The 21791-nt window shown below is 31.6% G+C and carries 20 protein-coding genes; 15 read left to right on the top strand and 5 right to left on the bottom strand.

Annotation, left to right across the window (positions count from 1 at the left end; translation table 11 throughout):
- Positions 1–41 precede the first annotated feature (41 nt).
- From ACWJJ7_RS04755 to ACWJJ7_RS04720, 8 genes are all read left to right on the top strand, one after another.
- Positions 42–1319 carry an ABC transporter substrate-binding protein gene (locus ACWJJ7_RS04755; protein WP_462964166.1) on the top strand — a complete coding sequence of 426 codons (1278 nt, stop codon included), beginning with the start codon at positions 42–44 and terminating at the stop codon, positions 1317–1319.
- Between the two features lie 59 nt (positions 1320–1378).
- Positions 1379–2305, top strand: coding sequence for a carbohydrate ABC transporter permease (locus ACWJJ7_RS04750; protein WP_462964165.1), 927 nt, complete (start codon positions 1379–1381; stop codon positions 2303–2305).
- A complete protein-coding gene (locus ACWJJ7_RS04745; protein WP_462964164.1) occupies positions 2305–3138 on the top strand; it encodes a carbohydrate ABC transporter permease in 834 nt (277 codons plus the stop codon). Before ACWJJ7_RS04750 ends, ACWJJ7_RS04745 begins: the two co-directional genes overlap by 1 nt.
- A gap of 231 nt (positions 3139–3369) precedes the next feature.
- On the top strand, positions 3370–4512 hold the full coding sequence (locus ACWJJ7_RS04740; protein ID WP_462964163.1) for an SNIPE associated domain-containing protein: 1143 nt from the start codon (positions 3370–3372) through the stop codon (positions 4510–4512).
- Positions 4513–4611: 99 nt separating this feature from the next.
- Positions 4612–5814: a dicarboxylate/amino acid:cation symporter gene (locus ACWJJ7_RS04735; protein WP_462964941.1), complete on the top strand. Its 1203-nt coding sequence runs from the start codon at positions 4612–4614 to the stop codon at positions 5812–5814.
- Between the two features lie 113 nt (positions 5815–5927).
- On the top strand, positions 5928–6767 hold the full coding sequence (gene larE, locus ACWJJ7_RS04730; RefSeq protein ID WP_462964162.1) for an ATP-dependent sacrificial sulfur transferase LarE: 840 nt from the start codon (positions 5928–5930) through the stop codon (positions 6765–6767).
- A 414-nt stretch (positions 6768–7181) separates the two neighbouring features.
- Positions 7182–8876, top strand: coding sequence for a glycoside hydrolase family 13 protein (locus tag ACWJJ7_RS04725; RefSeq protein ID WP_462964161.1), 1695 nt, complete (start codon positions 7182–7184; stop codon positions 8874–8876).
- Between the two features lie 307 nt (positions 8877–9183).
- Complete coding sequence (locus tag ACWJJ7_RS04720; RefSeq protein ID WP_462964160.1) at positions 9184–11283, top strand: sodium-translocating pyrophosphatase; 2100 nt, start codon at positions 9184–9186, stop codon at positions 11281–11283.
- A 101-nt stretch (positions 11284–11384) separates the two neighbouring features.
- On the opposite strand, the gene ACWJJ7_RS04715 is transcribed toward ACWJJ7_RS04720, so the two are convergent.
- Positions 11385–12062, bottom strand: coding sequence for a tetratricopeptide repeat protein (locus ACWJJ7_RS04715; protein WP_462964159.1), 678 nt, complete (start codon positions 12060–12062; stop codon positions 11385–11387).
- Positions 12063–12496: 434 nt separating this feature from the next.
- On the opposite strand from ACWJJ7_RS04715, the gene ACWJJ7_RS04710 reads away from it, so the two are divergent.
- Positions 12497–13789 carry a Na+/H+ antiporter NhaC family protein gene (locus ACWJJ7_RS04710; protein ID WP_462964158.1) on the top strand — a complete coding sequence of 431 codons (1293 nt, stop codon included), beginning with the start codon at positions 12497–12499 and terminating at the stop codon, positions 13787–13789.
- Positions 13790–13929: 140 nt separating this feature from the next.
- Here ACWJJ7_RS04710 and ACWJJ7_RS04705 read toward each other — a convergent pair whose 3' ends face one another.
- Positions 13930–14406: a DsrE/DsrF/DrsH-like family protein gene (locus tag ACWJJ7_RS04705; protein WP_462964157.1), complete on the bottom strand. Its 477-nt coding sequence runs from the start codon at positions 14404–14406 to the stop codon at positions 13930–13932.
- Positions 14407–14543: 137 nt separating this feature from the next.
- On the opposite strand from ACWJJ7_RS04705, the gene ACWJJ7_RS04700 reads away from it, so the two are divergent.
- A complete protein-coding gene (locus ACWJJ7_RS04700) occupies positions 14544–14885 on the top strand; it encodes a hypothetical protein (protein WP_462964156.1) in 342 nt (113 codons plus the stop codon).
- A 320-nt stretch (positions 14886–15205) separates the two neighbouring features.
- On the opposite strand, the gene ACWJJ7_RS04695 is transcribed toward ACWJJ7_RS04700, so the two are convergent.
- From ACWJJ7_RS04695 to ACWJJ7_RS04685, 3 genes are read right to left on the bottom strand one after another with little or no spacing between them, the layout of a single operon-like run.
- Complete coding sequence (locus ACWJJ7_RS04695; protein ID WP_462964155.1) at positions 15206–15928, bottom strand: phosphatase; 723 nt, start codon at positions 15926–15928, stop codon at positions 15206–15208.
- A gap of 40 nt (positions 15929–15968) precedes the next feature.
- Complete coding sequence (locus ACWJJ7_RS04690) at positions 15969–16991, bottom strand: metal-dependent hydrolase (protein ID WP_462964154.1); 1023 nt, start codon at positions 16989–16991, stop codon at positions 15969–15971.
- Positions 16992–17048: 57 nt separating this feature from the next.
- On the bottom strand, positions 17049–17690 hold the full coding sequence (locus tag ACWJJ7_RS04685; RefSeq protein WP_462964153.1) for a pentapeptide repeat-containing protein: 642 nt from the start codon (positions 17688–17690) through the stop codon (positions 17049–17051).
- Between the two features lie 221 nt (positions 17691–17911).
- Here ACWJJ7_RS04685 and ACWJJ7_RS04680 point away from each other — a divergent pair, with 221 nt between their 5' ends.
- The 5 genes from ACWJJ7_RS04680 (at position 17912) to argF (ending at position 21774) form a co-directional block, all read left to right on the top strand.
- Complete coding sequence (locus ACWJJ7_RS04680) at positions 17912–18166, top strand: spore coat associated protein CotJA (RefSeq protein WP_253198299.1); 255 nt, start codon at positions 17912–17914, stop codon at positions 18164–18166.
- Entirely contained in the window at positions 18156–18431 is a 276-nt protein-coding gene (locus ACWJJ7_RS04675) for a spore coat protein CotJB (protein WP_462964152.1), read from the top strand. Before ACWJJ7_RS04680 ends, ACWJJ7_RS04675 begins: the two co-directional genes overlap by 11 nt.
- A gap of 3 nt (positions 18432–18434) precedes the next feature.
- On the top strand, positions 18435–19016 hold the full coding sequence (locus ACWJJ7_RS04670) for a manganese catalase family protein (protein WP_462964151.1): 582 nt from the start codon (positions 18435–18437) through the stop codon (positions 19014–19016).
- 508 nt (positions 19017–19524) lie between these two features.
- Positions 19525–20748, top strand: coding sequence for an arginine deiminase (gene arcA, locus ACWJJ7_RS04665; RefSeq protein ID WP_462964150.1), 1224 nt, complete (start codon positions 19525–19527; stop codon positions 20746–20748).
- A gap of 27 nt (positions 20749–20775) precedes the next feature.
- A complete protein-coding gene (argF, locus tag ACWJJ7_RS04660; protein ID WP_462962040.1) occupies positions 20776–21774 on the top strand; it encodes an ornithine carbamoyltransferase in 999 nt (332 codons plus the stop codon).
- Positions 21775–21791: the final 17 nt, after the last annotated feature.

The following is a 21791-nucleotide window of genomic DNA, read 5'->3' as shown; positions in this document are numbered from 1 at the left end:
AGGGAGAAATCGAAATCTATGAAAAGAGAGGATGAAGAATAATGAAAAAGTTATCAATAACCTTAGCGTTTGTTATGATTGCTTCCATGTCTTTTTTCGGATGCAGTAAATCTACTGAGCCAAAAGTAACAACTATTCAGTTTATGGAGACCCTAACCAGTCCTGAGAGGACTAAATTTGTAAAAGAGCTTATATCTGATTTTGAATTAAAGAATAAAGATGTAAAAGTGGAACTAATCTCTGAGCCATGGGAACAAGCCCATGATAAAATCATTACAATGTCAGCTGCAAATCAACTGCCAGATGTGATGGAAATGGCTGCAAATTGGGTTTCTGAAATCGGTGCAACCGGAAAGCTTGAGGATTTAGGACCATATTATAATAAATGGGACAAAAAAGATACCTTGACAGAGAAAAGCCTTAAGCTTGGTAAAGCATACAAAGACACATTGTATGTCATTCCACATAGTTTATATTTCCAGTCAATGTATTATAGGAACGATTGGTTTAAAGCTGCAGGTGTTGATGTTCCAAAAACAACAGAGGATTTCTTTAATACTGCAGAAAAAATCACGGATAAATCAAAAAACAGGTATGGATATTCCTTCAGAGGAGGAGCGGGAAGCTGGACCCTTATGTCGAACTTCATTATGACTAATGGAGGATTCACAAATTACTTTGATGAAAACGGTAAATGTGTATTTAGAAAACCTGAATCCGTTGAAACATTTAAGAAATTCACTGATATGTATCTAAAGGCTGCCCCAAAGGATGCTCTTAACTGGGGATATGCAGAAACAGTTGATGCATTCACATCAGGTAACACAGCCCTAATCATACAGGACTCTGAAGTAATAAAATCATGTGAAACAAAAATGGACAAAGGAACATTTGAAACAGGATTATGTCCTGTAGGTCCTAATGGCAAGAGATATTTACAAGGAGGATACATTGGGTTCTCAATGACATCTGCTTCAAATAAGAAAGAAGCTTCTTGGAAATTTATTTCTTATATGATGAGCCCTGAAGTTAACCTTAAATGGGGTGTTAAAAACTCAGTTATTCCTGCAACAAAAGTACCTGCTGATAGCGCTGATTTTAAAAAAGGTTATATTTCTGCATATACAAATACTTTAGAAGATTCGAATACAGTATTGTTCAGTGCTCCTGAATATTTGCCAGAATGGGGAGAATTTACAGGAAAGATTGCTGGGCAAGAACTTCAGTCATATCTCTTGAAAAAGCAAACTGCAGAAAAAACTATGAACAATATATCTACGTATTTAGAAAATGCAAATGCAAAATACAATAAAAAATAATAGTATTAAATCAATAGGAATGGAGAAATTCTCCATTCTTCTTTATAGGAGGCAGTAGTTTGGATATTAGAAAATCATTAACACCAAAAAAACGAGTTATAAACAGTGTTAAGAAAAAGAATATTGAGCCTTATTTATATATAATGCCGGGATTAGTATTAATGTTTGTTTTTATTGGGTATCCAATTGCAAAGGGGATAGCAACCTCCTTCTATCATTACAGACTAAATGATCCCAACATATATTTTAATGGCCTTGAAAATTACAAAGCAATACTGGCAGAAAAAGATTTTTGGAAGATTTTGAAAAATTCATTCTGGTGGGTTGCAGGTTCGGTAAGCCTCCAGTTTACATTTGGGTTAATTTTGGCGCTGCTACTAAATAGAAAATTTAAATTTAGGAGCTTATATCAAGCCTTAGTCCTTGCTCCTTGGGCAGTACCTGGATTTTTAATAGGACTTATATGGAAATGGTTACTTAATGGGCAATATGGAGTTATAAATGATATATTTATTAAATTACATTTAATAAAAGAGCCTATTTCATTCTTGGCACAATTAAATACTGCACTTCCAAGCACAATAGTGGCAAATATTTGGTATGGTATACCGTTTTTTACCATAATGATTTTGGCTGCACTTCAGTCAATACCGTTGACTTTATACGAATCTGCAGAAATAGATGGTGCAGGAAAAGTAGCAAAATTTTTCAAAATAACTTTGCCATACATAAAACCCACTATCATTACAACTTTGCTGCTTAGAGTCATATGGATATTTAGCTTTGCAGATATAATATATATAATGACAAATGGTGGGCCTTTGAATTCATCAAATAATCTGGCTTCTTATATTATTTTTAAAGCATATAAAGCCCTTGATTTTGGGCAGGCATCAGCTCTAAGTGTCATATTTTTAGTAATACTACTCATATATACTATACTTTATCTATCAATTACGAAATTTGAAAAAGCAGGTGATTTTTAATGAACAAGGAAGATAAATTAATCAAAGCATTGAGATACTCTTTAATGGTAGTATTCTTTATTTTTATGACTTTTCCTATCATCTGGATATTTATTACATCGGTAAAGTCAGTTAAGGAGATAGTGACCATACCTATAACATACTTTCCAAAACATTTTACTTTAGAAAATTATGAAAATATATTAAAAACTACAAACTTTCCAGTATACTTTAAAAATAGTGTGATTGTAGGTACTACTGCTTCAATAGGGACTTTGATTATATCACTATTTGCAGGGTATTCTCTAGCAAGGTTTAAATTTGCAGGTAAAAAACTTACCCTATTTCTATTCCTTGCAACGCAGATGGTTCCTGTAGCGGCAATTATAGTGCCTATATTTATGCTTTTTTCAAAATTAGGACTTATAAATAATCTGCTAGGATTAATAATAATTTATATAGTTCTGAACATTCCTTTTTGCACTATGATGATAAGGGGCTTTTTTGAAAAAATACCTTATACTTTGGAAGAAGCTGCAATGATTGATGGATGTTCAAGAATACAAGCATTGATAAAAATAATACTTCCTGTAATGAAACCAGGTATTATTGCGACTTTTGTTTTTGCTTTTATGGGAGCCTGGAATGAATTATTCTTCAACACGCTATTTATAAGTCGAGAAGGTCTTAAAACTCTGCCAACGGGGATTAATGCTTTTATCGGGAAATATGATATAGATTGGGGAATGATGACAGCGGGTTCTGTTATTGCTTTAATACCTATATTTATTATGTTTGGTGTTATCCAAAAGTATCTGGTAGGGGGTCTTACTGACGGTGCTGTCAAAGGATGATAATTTTATCTATGGTTGGGTATAGTCAAGTTATAGATTATATAAAAAATGCACCTAGATATAGGTGCATTTTTTATATTTAGAATAGTGAGATACAGTATACATAAGGATAAAATTAGAAAAATATTAATAGTTTGGTAATTATTGAGCTGGTTTCTGACTTATTACTATATTTATGAGTGAATTTTTTGTGGTATAATGTAAATTAATAAAGAAATAGGAGGGTTTTCAATGGCAATACTTACGTCTATTAAAGATGCTTTAAATGCGAAGCAATATAAATCTGAGGTTGAAAAACTAATCGAGGAAAATAAAAATTTAAAATATATAAAATTAACTCCAACTCAAATGGGAATGAGTCAAATTTTATCTAAAACTAAAGAACTTGAAGCAGAGCTCGAAGGATATGATAATATAATTAAAACAAAAACAAATGACATACAAAAACTTAAAACAGAATATAATGATCAAGCGGTGTATCAGTCTAGAGAATTTGAACAAAAATCGAATGAATATGATGATTTAATTAAGCTGAAATGTAAAGAGATTGAAGATAAATCAACAGAATACGATGGAATAATTGAAAACAAAAGTAAAGAATATGATGATCTAATCCAGCTAAAAGGTAAAGAACTTGAAGATAAAACAACAGAATACGATGGCTTAATTGAAAACAAAAGTAAAGAGTATGATGATTTAATTCAGTTAAAAGGTAAAGAACTTGAAGATAAATCAACAGAATATGATGACTTTATTGAAATGAAAAGTAAAGAATATGAGGATATTTTGAAACTAAAAGCTAATGAAATTGAACAGAAATCAAATGAATATGGAGTTTTAATTGAAACTAAAACAAAATCCATTGAGGAACTTAATACAGAATATAACGATTTAAAAACATGTGTGGATAGCTTAAGGTCTCAAATAATAAATTTAGATGATGATATTTTAATGCAAAGTTTTGGAGTTTATAAATCTGAATATAATTTAATGAATTCAGAAAAATGTTCTACAATGCTTCAGGATATAAGAGAAAAGCAAATTGAGATGATCAAATCTAAGGAAGCTATAGAATTTAAGCAGTGGATTGTTAATGGGAGTATAAAAGAAGGCAATAAACTAGTTGGGGATATGACAGAGGATATGATTAAATTAGTCCTTAGGATTTTTAATGATGAGTGTGATTCTATAATTGAAAAGGTGAAATTTAGTAATATAGAATTGATAGAAAATAGAATCAAAAAATTCTTTGAGGATTTAAATAAGCTTGGGAACATAACACAAGTTAAAATAGCTCCTAAATATTTGAGTACTAAACTAGAAGAACTTTATCTTTCTTATGAATATAAACTTAAAAAACAGGAAGAAAAGTAAAATAGTGGTTGTACGATAAGCATAGAACAAATATAATGAATGTAAGAATAAACGTTAAATTAAGGCGTTTTTTTATAAGGAGGAATATAAATGAAAAAAATGGTAAAAAAGAAAAAAATAGGATTGCTTCCTAAACTTATTATCGCTATCATATTAGGTATCATTTTAGGGAAAATACTTCCAGGAACAGGGATCAGGATTTTTGCAACATTCAATGGATTATTCGGTCAATTTTTAGGTTTTGCTATACCGCTTATAATTATAGGATTTATAGTACCTGGTATAGGTGATCTTGGTAGTGGGGCCGGTAAAATTCTAGCTTTAACTGCAGGAATAGCGTATGCCTCTACTATAATTGCCGGATCGATAGCATACTTTGCAAATATTACTATTCTTCCAATGTTTTTAAAACCTGGAGCACTAGGAGCAAATTTTGGTAGTAGTGAAAGTGGCATTGCTAAAGCCTTTATTGAATTTAAAATAACACCTTTAATGGATGTAATGACTGCTTTAGTTCTTGCCTTTACAATAGGTATAGGAATCGCTGCAATAAAATCTACTGCCATAAAGAGTGTTATGAAGGAATTTCAACAAATTATAACTAAACTGATTACTGGAATAATTATTCCACTACTACCTATATACATTATGGGTACTTTCGCAAATATGACTTATGCTGGTCAAGTAGAATCTATACTAAAAGTATTCTCAAAAGTATTCATTTTAGTTATTTTACTTCACATTACAGTAATTGTTCTTCAATATGTACTTGCCGGGAGCATAGCAGGTGCTAATCCATTCAGATTAATTAAAAAAATGATTCCTGCATATTTAACAGCTATAGGAACTCAATCATCTGCAGCAACTATTCCTGTTACTCTTGCTCAAACTAAAAAAAATGGAGTAAGTGATGGAGTAGCTGACTTTGTAGTTCCACTTTGTGCAACTATACATCTTTCAGGTAGTACAATAACTTTGGTAAGTTGTTCTCTTGCAATAATGATGTTAAATGGTATGAATTATAGTTTTGGAACTTTCTTTGGATTTATTTTAGCATTAGGAGTTACAATGGTAGCTGCTCCTGGTGTTCCCGGTGGAGCTGTTATGGCATCACTTGGACTTCTTCAAAGTATGCTCGGATTCAATGAAACATTGACATCGCTTATGATAGCTCTATATGTAGCTCAAGATAGCTTCGGTACTGCTTGCAACATAACTGGGGATGGAGCAATTGCTATAATAATAAATAAAATTTCAGGACATGAACTTGAAACTCCAAAAGAAAAAGATGTTATGATTTAAGGATATTTTCAAACATATTATTATGTTCAAAAATTGAATATTATGTTACATTAAATATGTTGTAAGATTTAATGTAACATAATAATAGCATTTTAAGATGAGGAGGGTGAAATATGGAATTAGATTTGAAGTTTCAAAAATTAAAGGATATTCTTCAAGATTTAGAAAGTGTAGCGGTAGCATATTCAGGGGGTGTTGATAGCACATTTCTTTTAAAGGTAGCAGCTGATGTCTTGGGAAATAGAGTTATAGCAATTACGGCAAAGTCATCAACATACCCGGAAAGAGAATTTAAGGAAGCTGTTAAATATATTGAAGGTATCGGAGCAAAGCATATAGTCATAATTTCGGAAGAATTAGAAATTGACGGATTTGCTAAAAATCCTGTTAATAGATGCTATTTTTGTAAAAAAGAACTTTTCTCAAAGATTAGAAAAGTTGCTGATGATAATAACATTAATGCGGTTTTGGATGGGTCTAATGCTGATGACACTTCCGATTACAGACCAGGAATGAAGGCAGCTAAGGAATTAAAAGTTATTAGTCCATTAAAGGATGCTGGGTTTACGAAAAATGATATAAGAGTACTGTCAAAGAGATTGGGTGTACCTACTTGGAATAAGCCAGCCTTTGCGTGTCTATCCTCAAGATTCCCATATGGTAATGAGATAACGGTGGAAAAATTAAGTATGGTTGAAAGAGCAGAACAGTTTTTATTGGATTTAGGGTTCAGACAGATAAGAGTAAGGCACCATGGAGATATAGCAAGAGTAGAGGTTAATGTTGAAGAAAGAAATAAATTTTTCAATATTGAAATCATGGATAAAGTTGGAAATGAATTAAAAAGTATTGGTTTTAAATATGTAACTCTTGATTTGTTAGGCTATAGAACTGGAAGTATGAACGAAGTACTTAGCGTAGCAGAAAAAAATTCAGTAAAAGTTCTTGATTAAAATCAAGAGCTTTTTTTTATTTTTTTTATTAATAGTTACTGGCGTATCAAAACTTGTTTTACCTAAATAAATTAAATTTTCATGAAATATTTTTATGGTAAATAAAAAATATATACTAATTTACATTTATATGGTAAACTTAATTTGCTAGTCATTTAATAGAAAATGGTCATACTAAAATAGCAATGCTAGGTGGAGAAAAAGAGGATCCAATTGTAGGTATACCTCGTTTAGAAGGATATAGACGAGCTCTAATAGAACACAATATTACCATTAATGAAAGCCTTATAAAACTTTGACAGTTTTCTATGCTGTTTACGTAAACGATTAACTAAATCGTAGTGAATGGTATATAACGACATCAACAGTGGAGTTGCTAAGGAAGCTATAAAACAATAGAAAGAAGGAGATTTTATGAATAAATATTGGTGGAAAGAAAGTGTAGTTTATCAGATTTACCCAAGAAGTTTTAAAGATAGTAATGGAGACGGAATCGGAGACTTAAGAGGAATAATAGAAAAACTTGATTATCTTAAAGAACTTGGAATTGATGTAATATGGTTATCTCCTGTTTATGAATCTCCTAATGATGATAATGGCTACGATATAAGTAATTACCAGGGAATAATGAAAGAATTTGGAACCATAGAGGATTTTGATTTATTGCTATCACAAGCTCATAATAGAAAAATTAAGATAATGATGGATCTTGTTGTAAATCATAGTTCTGATGAGCATAAATGGTTTATTGAGAGTAAGAAATCTAAAACAAATAAATATAGGGATTATTACATTTGGAGAGACGGAAAAGATAGTTTGCCTCCAAATAATTGGGGATCGTGCTTTAGTGGTTCTGCTTGGGAATTAGACCCACAATCACAAATGTATTATTTACACTTATTTTCGAAAAAACAACCAGATTTAAATTGGGAAAACGAAAATTTAAGAAAAGAAATATTTGGTATGATGAAATGGTGGCTAGAAAAAGGAATTGATGGTTTCCGTATGGATGTTATTAATATGATTGGAAAAGATCAAAGCTATCCTAACGGCATTCTTAATGAAACTAATACCTATGCAGATCCAGGTAATTCCAGCAAAAATCATCCAAAGGTTCATGATTATTTACAAGAAATGAATAAAGAAGTATTAAGTAATTATGATATTATAACTGTTGGCGAAACGCCAGATGTAACACCTGCACAAGCGATTGAATACGTAGGTGAAAATAGAAATGAATTAAATATGGTGTTTCAATTTGAACATATGAGTGTAGGAGATGGGCCAGAAGGGAAATGGGGCAAAACAAAATTTGACCTGAGTGAATTTAAAACTATTATGTCAAAATGGCAAAATGAACTTGAAGCTAAAGGATGGAATAGTCTTTATTTAAATAACCATGATCAACCAAGAATGGTTTCACGTTTTGGAAATGATAATAAATATAGAATTGAATCTGCAAAAATGTTAGCAACCTTTCTTCATATGATGCAAGGCACTCCCTACATTTATCAAGGTGAGGAAATAGGTATGACAAATGTGAAATTTGATAGCATTAATGATTACAAAGATATTGAAACCCTAAATGCATATAGAGATTTTACTGGAAGTGGTAAAAAAAGTCATGATGAAATTATGGATTCTATTTATAAAAGGGGTAGAGATAACGCAAGAACACCATTTCAGTGGAACAACAGAAAAAATGCAGGTTTTACTGATGGAACTCCTTGGATCAAGGTAAACCCAAATTACAAATATGTTAATGCACAATCGCAACTCGAAGATGAAAACTCTATTTTTAATTATTATAAAAAACTTATAAGACTAAGAAAGAATAATGAAATAATAGTATATGGAAAATATACTTTAATTTTGGGGGATAACAAAGATATTTATGCATATACAAGAGAATTAAAAAATGAGACCCTTTTAGTAATATGTAATTTCTGTGAGAATATTGCTAAGTTTGCTCTTCCTAATAATATAAAATATGAGCATAAAGATCTTCTAATTTCAAATTATATTGTAGAGATTGAGCCTATAGATGAAATTAACCTTAAACCTTATGAAGCAAGAGTATATCTATTAAATCATATCCTGGGTCGTTAAAATAAGTGAACTATATAAGTAGAATTAACTAAAGCAGAGTGGCATCTTATGGAGGAAAGAGATTCTATTACAGAAGTCGCATATAAATCAGGATAGGGGGTTCTCCACTAAATTTACTTTTATATAAAAGATAGTGTGTAAAAATGCTCTAGCAAAACTGCTAGAGCATTTAATTTTGGTGGAAAGTAGAAGAAAAAAATTTGATGATATCTTAAAGCTTCCAACTGAGCTTATAACATGGTATAATAAGACAATATTGTAAGATTGGTGAAAATCCTATTACTAAAATACTTAGGAGGGAATTATTATGAATTTATTGATTTTAGCCCCAGCTTGTTCCATATTAGCCCTTGCTTTTGCTGGATATCTTGCAGCTAAAGTATTAAAAGAAGACGAAGGAACCGAGCAGATGAAAAAAATTGCGACTGCTATTAGAAATGGTGCAGATGCATATTTAAAAAGACAGTATACAGGAGTGATTATTTTCTTTGCAGCTATGTTTGTAATACTAGGAATACTTGCAGCATTTGGGTTTATTACCATATTTGCACCTTTTGCATTTATAAGTGGAGGGTTCTTCTCAGGTCTATCAGGCTTTATAGGGATGAAAATCGCCACCCGTGCAAATGTTAGAACTACACATGCAGCTGGAAAAAGTCTTAATAGCGCTTTAAATGTCGCTTTTTCAAGTGGTGCAGTAATGGGACTTACCGTTGTAGGTCTTGGACTTCTTCATGTTAGTCTATTTTATTATTTATTGGATTTTTTCTATAGAGATTTAGAAGCGGGTATAAGAATTCAAAATATAACAAGTGCAATGATTACATGTGGAATGGGAGCTAGTGCCATGGCATTATTTGCACGTGTTGGCGGAGGTATATTTACTAAAGCTGCAGATGTAGGTGCAGATCTTGTTGGTAAGCTTGAAGCAGGGATTCCTGAGGATGATCCAAGAAATCCTGCAGTTATAGCGGATAACGTTGGAGACAATGTTGGAGATGTAGCTGGTATGGGTGCAGATTTATATGAATCCTATGTTGGGTCAATAGTAGCTACTGCTGCTCTTGCCGTAGCAGCTGGACTTGGAGTTTCAGGTGTTACAATTCCTATGATTATAGCAGCTATAGGTATAGTTGCATCTATTATTGGAACCTTCTTTGTTAAATCAGGTGAGAAAGCTGAGCAAAAAAGTCTTTTAGCGGCTCTCAGGAGAGGTGTTTACGTTAGTTCTGCAATAATTGCAATAGCTACCTTCTTCCTAGTTTGGAATGTACTTGGATGGGATCACATTGGAGTTTACTTTGCAATATTAAGTGGACTTATAGCAGGTAACTTAATTGGGTTTTGTACAGAGTACTTTACTTCAGACACATACAAGCCTACCCAAAAGCTAGCACAAACAACAAAAACTGGTGCAGCAACAGTTATAATAGGTGGTCTTTCACTTGGAATGATGTCTACTTTTCTTCCTGTTGTAATAGTAGCTGTGGCTATAGCAACTAGTTTTTATTTTGCTGGAGGATCAGTAGATTACAATATGGGGTTATATGGTGTAGGAATAGCTGCAGTAGGTATGCTTAGTACACTAGGTATAACACTTGCTACGGATGCTTATGGTCCTGTGGCAGATAACGCTGGTGGTATTGCAGAAATGACTCATCAAGAGCCTATAGTACGAGAAAGAACAGATGCTCTTGATTCTTTAGGAAATACTACGGCAGCTACAGGCAAAGGTTTTGCTATAGGTTCTGCAGCACTAACTGCTCTTGCGCTTATCGCGGCATATAGAGATCAAGTGGAAATTATTATAAAAAAAGGAAATTTGGATTTTGTTTTTAATCTGTCGGTATTAAATCCCCAGGTTCTTATAGGGTTATTTATAGGTGGAATGGTACCTTTCATATTTGCAGCACTCACCATGGATGCAGTCGGCACGGCAGCGCAACTTATAGTGGTAGAAGTTAGAAGACAATTTAAAGAGATAGTGGGTCTTATGGAAGGTAAAGCAGAAGCTGACTATGCACAGTGTGTTGATATCTGTACAAAATCAGCTCAAAAGGAAATGATTATGCCGGCACTACTCGCTATTACTATTCCAATAGTAGTTGGTTTACTTTTAGGTGTAAATGGCGTGGTAGGATTGCTGGCAGGAGCAACTGCAACAGGTTTTGTACTTGCTATTATGATGGCAAATTCAGGTGGAGCTTGGGATAATGCTAAAAAGCATATTGAAGCTGGAAACCTAGGCGGAAAAGGATCAGATTGTCATAAAGCTGCCGTTGTTGGTGACACTGTAGGAGATCCATTTAAGGATACCTCAGGTCCATCCATAAACATATTGATTAAATTACTTTCAATGGTATCAATAGTATTTGCAGCATTTATTTTGAAGTTCTCAATGTTTTAGATATTACAAAATCAACTGTATATTATACATTAAACTTTTCATGAGACAATCAGAAATTATAGAGATTCTGATTGTCTCATAAATATTATAGCAAAGAAAAGTTATTCTATTAATTCCTTAAATTCCATATGGTTACGTACATTATCAAAATCTTCCTCATTCTTTGCATTATTTTTTACACTTGGATTAATATCAATAGCTAGTTTTAAATATTTTACGGTATTATTAACATCACCTTTTCTTCCATAGATACTTGCTATACCATAATAGCTCCATTCAAACTTTTCCACTTCTAAATCTTTTTTATACCATTTGATAGCTTCATCGTAATGTTCGTATAATTCATTAGCTAGCGCTTTATTAAATCTTGCATATCCATAATTATGGTTAAGTTTTAATGATTGATCGATTTGATGCATACCTTTCTCAAAATTTCCACTGTAAGCTAAGGCAATTCCTTCTACAGCATATGCTTTATAAAAAGTAGGATCTTCTTTTATGACTTGTCTTTCCGTTTCAATAGCTTGCTTATATTTCTTATCGAAAAATTCATCATACCCTTTCTTCCATATTTTTTCTAAATTTTCTTGTTTTTGATTTATCTGTTGCTGTTTTTTTATTTCTTTTTCTTTTAATTGTTGCTTTTTTATTTCTTCATTTTTATTGTTCGATGCAATCACACTGTTATTTTTCATTGTAGCATTAACTATTATCCCTATCCCTATAGCAGAAAAAATAACTAAGACTATTACCCTGAATTTAAATGATTGTGATTTCATATTTTCAACTACTCCTTTACTATAATATTTTAAGCTTAAACGTAAACAACTGAATATGTTAAATTGAATTTGTATGTATAAGTAGTTTTTTAATTATCCTAATATGATTTTTGTTTGTTTTATATAAGTATATGATACATATACTTATATAAAAGATATACTTATATAATAGCAATATATGAATATTTAATATAGTAAAAGTTCTAGGGGTTGTTTCTAGTTAAATAAAATGTAAAAAAAACATCAAAATATATCGAAATAAATGAAATTAAATGATAGAATAATAAAATGGTATATATTATAGTCCACTGAATAAATTAGAAAACTAATTCATTCAGCGGAGTATAAGGTATATAAAGAAAATGGTTATGTATATGGATATTTTAATATGAAATAATAATAATTATTATTATTATACTTAGGAGGAAAATGAAATGGAAAAAAGAACTAATTTTATAGGGTTATTACCTTTGGTGTTTTTCTTAATATTGTTTATGGGGGTTGGTATTTTAACAGGAAATTTCTCTAATATGCCATTATTGGTAGCATTTGTTTTTGCTACTGCTTTTGCCTTATTATTGGATAAAAAAGGAGAAAAAACATCGTTGTCTGACAAGATTGATATATTTGCGAAAGCTGCGGGAGAACCTACTATTATGTTAATGGTAGTTATATTCATATTGGCAGGCGCTTTTTATTCCATTGCAGATTCAATGGGGGCTGTTACTTCCATAGTAAATATGGGATTAAGTATTTTACCAGCCAATATGATGTTACCAGGTTTATTTATAGTTTGTTCTATTTTATCATTTTCTATGGGCACTTCAATGGGAACTATAACAGCTTTAGCGCCAATAGGCGTTGGTATAGCATCGCAAACGGGTATGGGATTACCTTTGGTGTTAGGAACTGTAGTTGGCGGTGCAATGTTTGGGGATAATCTATCTTTTATTTCAGATACAACAATTGCAGCTACAAGAACGCAAGGAGTAAAAATGAGAGATAAATTTAAATCAAACGGTTTAATTATTTTACCGGCTTTTGCTATTACTGTAATAATATTGACTTTTCTATCTGGTGGAAATGTTCAGTTGCAAGCACATGAATACTCGTTAATTAGAATAATTCCATATATATCAATTATTTCTAGTGCGGTAATTGGCCTAAATGTTATGGTTGTTTTAGGAATAGGTATAGCTACTGGATCAATAATAGGACTTGCAATGGGTAGTTTTAATATAGTTGAGATGTTTGCAATATTGCAAAGAGGGATGGGCTGGATGGAAGATTTAGCATTAATCTCTATTATAGTAGGCGGATTGGTTGGCCTTATGCATTATTATGGTGGGATTGAGTATCTACTAGAAAAATTAGCGTCTAAAGTTAAAACAAAAAAAGGAGCAGAAATAGGAATAGCTGCGCTAGTAAGCGTGATAGATATAACTACAACGAATAATACAATATCTATTATTACAGCAGGACCACTCGCAAAGGAATTGTCAGATAAATATGGGGTTAGTCCAATAAGAACAGCAAGTATTTTAGATATATTTTCGGCTGGGTTTCAAGGCATAAGTCCTTATGCAGGGCAAATGCTATTAGCAGCAACAATCGGTAAGATATCACCTATTCAAATTATTCCTTTTTCAATATATTCTTATTTAATGATAGTTTGCGGAATACTTTCAATATTTTTAGATTGGCCAAAAGCGAAAAGTTCTAAATAAATAGAGGCAATCATGGGGATGGCCTTAGTGGAGTTTTATTCTAGCAATAAAGAAGTAAAGCCTAAGTAAACTGGTACCTATAGAGTAAGCACTTTTTATGTGATTACCCTATAAGTACCAGTTTATTTCTGCACTTACCCTTATATGAATAGTTGTATATCTGATTGAAGAGCATCCTTTAGATAGTCCTTAGCTTCAATTACCTCAAGTTCTGGAATGAGTTCTTCTTTTTTAAAGCCCATAACTTCCATTGAAAGCTTACATCCATAAAACTTAACACCTTTTTTTACAGCACCTTCTAGAAATTTAGAAAGAGTCGGTGTTCCATCTTCCTTCATCATAGCCTCAAGCATTTTTTTTCCGATACCACTGAAATTCATGTTAGAAAGAGGTAATTCATCTGGACCTTTTGGAGTCATTGCACCCATAAGTTTCTCAAGTGAAGACTTATCCTCGCTTGTATTTATATCTGGATCTCTCAATAAAAGTAGACCCCAAAAGGCAAAAAACATAGATACTTCCATACCTAATTCTTTAGCTGAATTTGCCAGTATTAATCCAGCCAAAGCTTTGTCATATTCTCCACTAAACATTATAAGGCTTAGTTTTTTATCCATTATATCACCTCGTTTTTTTTTAGTGTGTGTATATATTTACATATTTATTCTTATTCATTAGCTGAATTTTTTTATAATAATGTGGAAATAATGTAATGGAAATTGCAAAAATATTTATTATATTTAGGAGGGTTATTATGAATTGTTTAGACAAATTAGCAAAAAACATCAAATTAAAAAAAAGAAAACAAAATGTTCGTGCCATTAACAGTTTTGCAGTAATAGGAGTTGCAATTGGAGGAGCTATTGCAGGTTTACTCGTTCGAAGTTGTTGTGGTGAAATAAAAAAAAGTATTATTAGCAATGCAAAAGATATTGAAGAAGATATTGATGAAGATACAAAAATTAAAAGAGATGAAATTAAGCAAACATTGGATAAGGCACTTGACGAGTCTATAGGTGACGTAGGCATTGCAATGGAGAGGGCCTTTGAAGACTTGGAAGATGAGAAACAAAACGAGGATGAAGTTGTCAAATAATATGTATATATTAAACTTTGAGATTATGAAAAGTGATTATACGCTAATAGTTAAGAAAGGGATTGAAAACAATAGAGATTGGTAGCTTAACTATTAGCTTCCAATCTCTATAAGTGGCAAGACTCTTTCAACAGTCTTATTTATGTCCGTTTAACGACATTTCAGAAGGAGAGTCTCCCACTTCGATAAGTGGGAGTTACATACTATAACAAAGAGAAAACTTCTGTGGGAGTATAAATCTCCTTCTGAAGTCGTTAATGCATCTTCTGTGAAGATGTTGCAGCTCCGCAGGAGATGATTTAATGCTCTTAGCTACTGTATTATATATTTTTACCTTTTTCTTTAAGAAATGATAATAGCATTTCTTTATTAGTATTAATAATAAGTTCTTCAGGCATATCTATCTCTTTAAGTATCTTTTTAACAACATTAAAATTTCCTATAGAAAAACAAAAATGAGCATCACTGTTTACAATAATCCTTACTCCAAATTCTTTGCAAAGTTTTACTATTTTAAGACAGTTTTTGTCACTACCTTTTCTTGAAGTTACAAAAGAACTATTATTTATTTCTATTAGTATATTTTTTTCTTTTGCTTTTTTTACGATTTCTTCCTCATGGATAGGAAATTTAGGATTTCCCATATGTCCTAAAATATTCACAAAAGGATTATCCATAGCTTTTAAAATAGTAGCTGTATTTAAGTCTGCACTTTTTTCACCTTCCATTAGAGGTTCATGCATGCTTGCTATCATTATGTCGATACCATTTTGCAGTTTTACTGGTATATCAAGATTACCTTCATAATCAATTATATTAGCCTCACATCCGTAAAGCATTTTAACACCGTATAATTCTCTTGGCAGCACTTTAAAATTTTCAAAATACCAAGGGTCAGGAGCACCTGGCATATTAGGACCGTGATCTGTAACTCCTAATATCTCAAGACCTATCTCACTAGCATATTTTGCATTCTCCATTAAGGTACTATATGCATGGCCACTAACTATAGTATGGGTGTGTAAATCAGCAATAAAATTCATAAAATATCTCCTTTCACTTTTCCTTTTGTATATATTCTACTTAAATTACTCTGAATTCTCCACCATAAACATTGAAGCCTATTACAACTACTACAAATAATACTAAAATATATATTACTTCAAATAAATTTCCAGTATCAGAGCCTGTGGTAATATGTGGTGGGAATTTAAGTTTAAACTTACCTATTTTTTCTAATATATTAACAAATTTATTATGAATACCTAATTTTTTCAATAACTGCGCAATAAACCTGGGCAGTGAAAGTATAGGAACTCCTTCTTTAGTAAATATATCAGCCCAATAAATATGACTCATATATCCAACGAAAAAACATCCCGTTAAATATTCATAGCCTAATTTATTAAATACATATGAAGATGAAATAGTAAAAATAGTAACGCCTTCTATTGAGTGCAAAAATGTTCTGTGGGGGAATATTGCTATACAAATTAATAAAATACAAATAAGATAAATAGATGCATCGTTTAAATTAGTAACGTTATAAATTGCTAAAATTGCACTTGAACCAATATAAGTTATAAACATGGCTGATTTTTTAAAATTATTTGCTCCCTTACTTATTGTGGCTGATGATTTCTTATAAATTAAACCAATTATAGGAATCTTTTTATAATACCTATCATTTGTGACTCCTAAAACTATAAAAACAAAAGACATAAAATATGTGAATATATCGGCATACTTACCTATATATTTTATCAGTTTTAACTCTTGTGCAATAGTTTTTGAATACCATAAAATTAGCACCCCGAGTCCAACACCTAACAATAATTTTAATAATAACTTTAATGATTTTTCCATATTATTTATTACTTTAGTGCTTGTGCCTGTAAGTGGGTTCATGCGGTTTATCTTACTATTTTGACTATCTGCATCAACAAGTAATCCTGCCAGAGAGGCAGTCCCAAGGCCAATAATGCTTATTCCCATTGGAACATGTATATATTTATTGTTGAATATTGGCATTGAATTAATTAAAGGGATTGTTGCTACTATAGCATATGATAATATCGCTATTTTTTGGTGTGATCGACCATTCATCTTATGTACTCCTTACTTCCATTGATGTCACTGTAAATTTTTATAAATTACATTACATTACATATTATTTTTTAAAAACTTAATTATATAACTTAATGTGTGAAAATCACAATCTAAATCGGATTTAATGATATTTAACCCTTTAATTAAGGTGTCCTCATCAAAGTTCTCTAATAATATCGTTAAATTTATCATGTTAATGCCACCATCTTTTGTATCTAGAACCCTTGCAGCTTTTACATGTTTATTTTTCATTGCATCAAGAATAGCTATTCTAAGATCCTCACTAATTTCAAATTGCGGCATTTCATCAAAAACTTTGATATCTGAGTTTTTAATGCTAAGATTCTTAGCTTTTGTAACATCAGTCGACAAAAATATAGTATTTTTAAATTCTGCATCTTTAAAATCAACACCGTCTAGATTCACAGAATCAAATATAGTATTTTCAAATATAGTATTTTTGAAATCACTGCCTTTGAGATTTGTTCCAATAAATTCAGCCCACTTAAAGGTACACTCAAAAAACACACATGATTTAAAATGCGCACCTCTAAAATTTACAAAATTAAAATTTGAGTTTGAAAAATCACTATTATAGCAATTGCTTCTCTCAAGATTTTTATACATAAAATTCTTACCTATTTTCTCTATGTTATTGTAAATGAAATTACCTTTAACACTTTGATTTTTACCCATTTTTACCTCCATGGCAAATACATTTATTTGCCGTTCTTAATATTAGTATACTTTAAAAAAACTTCTAACCAATTTTAAAGGTGGCTAGAAGTTTTTACATTCATTTTAAATAGTATACACAATTTCAATAAAAGTCAATAATTTATTAAAAGAAAATTATCACATTTTTAAATACGTGAATATAATATTATGTACTCAACAATATTATATGGAGGATTAAATTGGAACAGAATGAAATGAGAAAAAAAACAAACTGCCCAACAATGAGTAATTGTATTCCACAAGAAACTATAATAGAAAATGTTAGATTAGCCGCAGCTTACGTTCCGTACCAAAAACTTTGCACGATTTTTGCGCCTTTAGAAGCACTTAAAAGAGGAACTGCTTTCCCAGAACTTTATAGTCCGTTTGAGGGGGAAAACAAAAAAAATAGTCCATTTGCATCAAGTAAAAAGGGGAGAACTTATGAAGACTAAAATGGAACTTTTAAAACTAATTGTTGCTTCAGAATTTATGAAAGATGACCTAGGTTTGTTTCTTAATACCCATCCAATGGATCAAGAGGCTCTTGCAAAATATAATTTTTATGTGATGGAATCAAGAGGATTAAGAGAAACTTTTGAGATGAATTACGGAATGTTGTCTGACAACTCGCTGAGCCCTTATCCATGGCAGTGGATAAATAATCCATGGCCTTGGGAAACTGATGCTAATTTCAAACTTGAAAGGGGGGATATGTAATTTATGTGGACATACGATAAGTTTTTACAGTATCCAGTGAAAATTAAAAATCCAAATCCTGCAATGGCGAAAATTATTATTACTCAATATGGCGGACCGGATGGTGAATTAGGTGCATCATTAAGATACCTAAGTCAGCGCTTTTCAATGATTACGCCTCAAGCTATAACAACATGTACTGATATTGGTACGGAAGAATTGGCTCATTTAGAAATGGTTGGTGCTATGGTTAGGCAGTTAATGAAAGGTGCTAGTCTTGAAGAAATTGAAAAAGGAGGCATGAGTGGTTATTATGTAGACCATGGTAGAGGAGTATACCCTCTAGGTGCTGCAGGTGTTCCCTTTACTGCTTCATATCTTCAATCAAAAGGTGATCCAATTGTAGATCTTACTGAAAACTTAGCCGCAGAACAAAAAGCAAGGGCAACTTATGAATATCTAATAAATATGGCTGATGATCCTGATATAATAGAGCCCTTAAAGTTTCTACGTGAAAGAGAAGTTGTTCATTTTCAAAGATTTGGTGAAAGTCTTAGAATTGTTCAAGATTACTTACAAGAACCTCGTCTGTTTACAATGAAATAATGAATTATAAGTACACATATAAATGCTAATAAAGCTTAGGATTGTGAAAACAATCCTAAGCTTTTAATTTATGAACGAAATGTTAATAAAAAAATATTATTAATGATTTTGGTGCAATAAAATAGGGTTATATGTATAATTATGAACATAATAACTAACAATATATAAGATATGTAGCTCTTACTCAAATATTATTATACATTTATAAGTATAAATAACGAAAAATAAGGTGTGTGAATATTTATACCTTATTTTTGCTATTATACATAATAAATTAGAAGATTGTGAATGTATATACGAATAATCTAATGTTTTCACTTTTCAAGGAGATACGTATGTAGTTTTTTGAGTAAAATAGAGATTATCATAAGCATATAGTGATAATTCAATAGCAAAGCTAATAGTCAAGGTATATATGCAATTACAGTAAAATAATGGGGTTCCCATTATGAAATCGTACACTTTATAATGATGATATAAACAAAAATGAATAGGAGGAAAAAATTAAATGAAATCATTTATAAATGTAACTTCTGAAATAGGAAAACTTAATAAAGTAATGCTACATAGACCTGGTAGAGAAATAGAGAATTTAGTGCCAAATCTTCTTGAAAGATTACTTTTCGATGATATTCCCTATTTAGAAGTAGCGAGAAAAGAGCATGATAGATTTGCACAAATATTAAAAGAAAACGATGTGGAAGTTCTTTATTTAGAAGAACTTGCGACAGAGGCTTTAAATGAAGACAAAATAAAAAAAACATTCTTACAACAGTTTTTACAAGAAAGCCACATTAGTAGCAAAGAAATATATAAATCTCTTTATGATTATTTAATGTCAAAACCTACAAGAGAAATGATTGATACTCTTATGGCTGGAGTTAGAAAAAATGAGATTGATGTTAAGGAAATGCAGTCTCTAAGAGGATTGATAGGAAATCAGTATCCATTCTACTTAGATCCTATGCCTAATCTTTACTTTACTCGCGATCCAGGTGCTTCAATTGGAAATGGCATTACTATAAATACTATGCAAACTGAAGCTAGAAGACGTGAGACGTTGTTCCTAGAATTTATTCATGAATATCATAGTTCTTTCAAACAAAATGAAGTGCCACTTTGGTATGATAGAAGCCTTCCTAATAATATCGAAGGTGGGGACGAGCTTATATTATCTGCCACAACTCTTGCAATAGGATGTAGTCAAAGAACTTCACCTGAAGCTATAGAAGTGGTAGCAAGAAATTTGTTTGAAAAACATACTACTTTTGAAAAAGTATTAGTATTAGAAATCCCATCTAGTAGAGCATTTATGCATCTTGATACTGTATTTACTATGGTTGATTATGATAAATTTACAATACACCCAGAGATAGAAGGACCACTTAATGTTTTTGAAATTACAAAAGGTGTCAATGGAGAATTAAATATTAAGCAAGAAAAAGATATATTACAAAATGTATTAAAATCTGCATTAAAAGTGCCTTCAGTTGATTTAATAAGATGCGGCGGTGGTGACGCTATTGTAGCGGCGAGAGAACAATGGAATGATGGATCAAACACTCTAGCTATTGCACCAGGAAAAGTTATAACTTATGAGAGAAATTATGTTACTAATGAAATTTTATCAAAACGTGGTGTAACAGTGATCACAATGCCAAGTTCTGAACTTTCAAGAGGAAGAGGCGGCCCAAGATGTATGAGTATGCCACTAAATAGAGATAACTTATAAAAACAACAATATTAGGAGGAAATTATTATGTTTAACTTAAGAAACAGAAGCTTTTTAACTTTGATGGACTTTACTCCAAAGGAAATAAACTACTTTTTAGATTTAGCTATGGATTTAAAAAAAGCTAAGTATGCAGGTACAGAACAACAGAACTTAAAAGGTAAAAACATTGCGCTAATATTTGAAAAGAGTTCTACAAGAACAAGATGTGCGTTTGAAGTAGGCGCACTAGACCAAGGAGCCCATGTAACGTACCTTGGACCTACAGGAACTCAAATTGGTAAAAAGGAATCTGTAGCAGATACAGCTAGAGTTCTTGGAAGAATGTATGATGGGATAGAATATAGAGGATATGGCCAAGAAATAGTTGAAGAACTAGCAAAATATGCAGGAGTGCCTGTATGGAACGGATTAACAACTGAAGACCATCCAACACAAATTCTTGCAGATTTTCTAACTATAAAAGAACACTTTGACAAACCATTAAGCAGCATTTCATTTGTATATGCTGGAGACGGAAGAAACAACATGGCAAATGCATTGATGATAGGTGCTGCTAAAATGGGTATGGACTTTAGAATTGTATCACCAAAGAGCTTATTCCCAGAAACATCATTAGTTGCAAAATGTAATGAAATTGCTAAAGAAACAGGAGCAAAAATTACTATTACAGACAGCGTTGATGCAGGAGTTAAAAATGCAGATGTAATCTACACAGACGTATGGGTTTCTATGGGCGAAGCAGACGAAGTTTGGGCATCAAGAATAGAACTATTAAGACCATACCAAGTTAATATGGAAATGCTTAATAAGACCGGTAATAAAAACGTTAAATTCATGCACTGTTTGCCAGCTTTCCATGATTTAAAGACACTTGTTGGTAAAGATATATTTGAAAAATATGGTCTTGAAGGTTTAGAAGTTACAGATGAAGTATTTGAAAGTAACCATTCTATTGTATTTGATGAAGCAGAAAACAGAATGCATACAATCAAAGCAGTTATGGTTGCTACACTTGGGAACTAGCCTAAAATAATTAAAAA

This window comes from Clostridium sp. CM042 (assembly GCF_055080995.1).
Note: the sequence above shows the minus strand (reverse complement) of the source record. Positions and strands in the feature narration are given on the sequence as shown.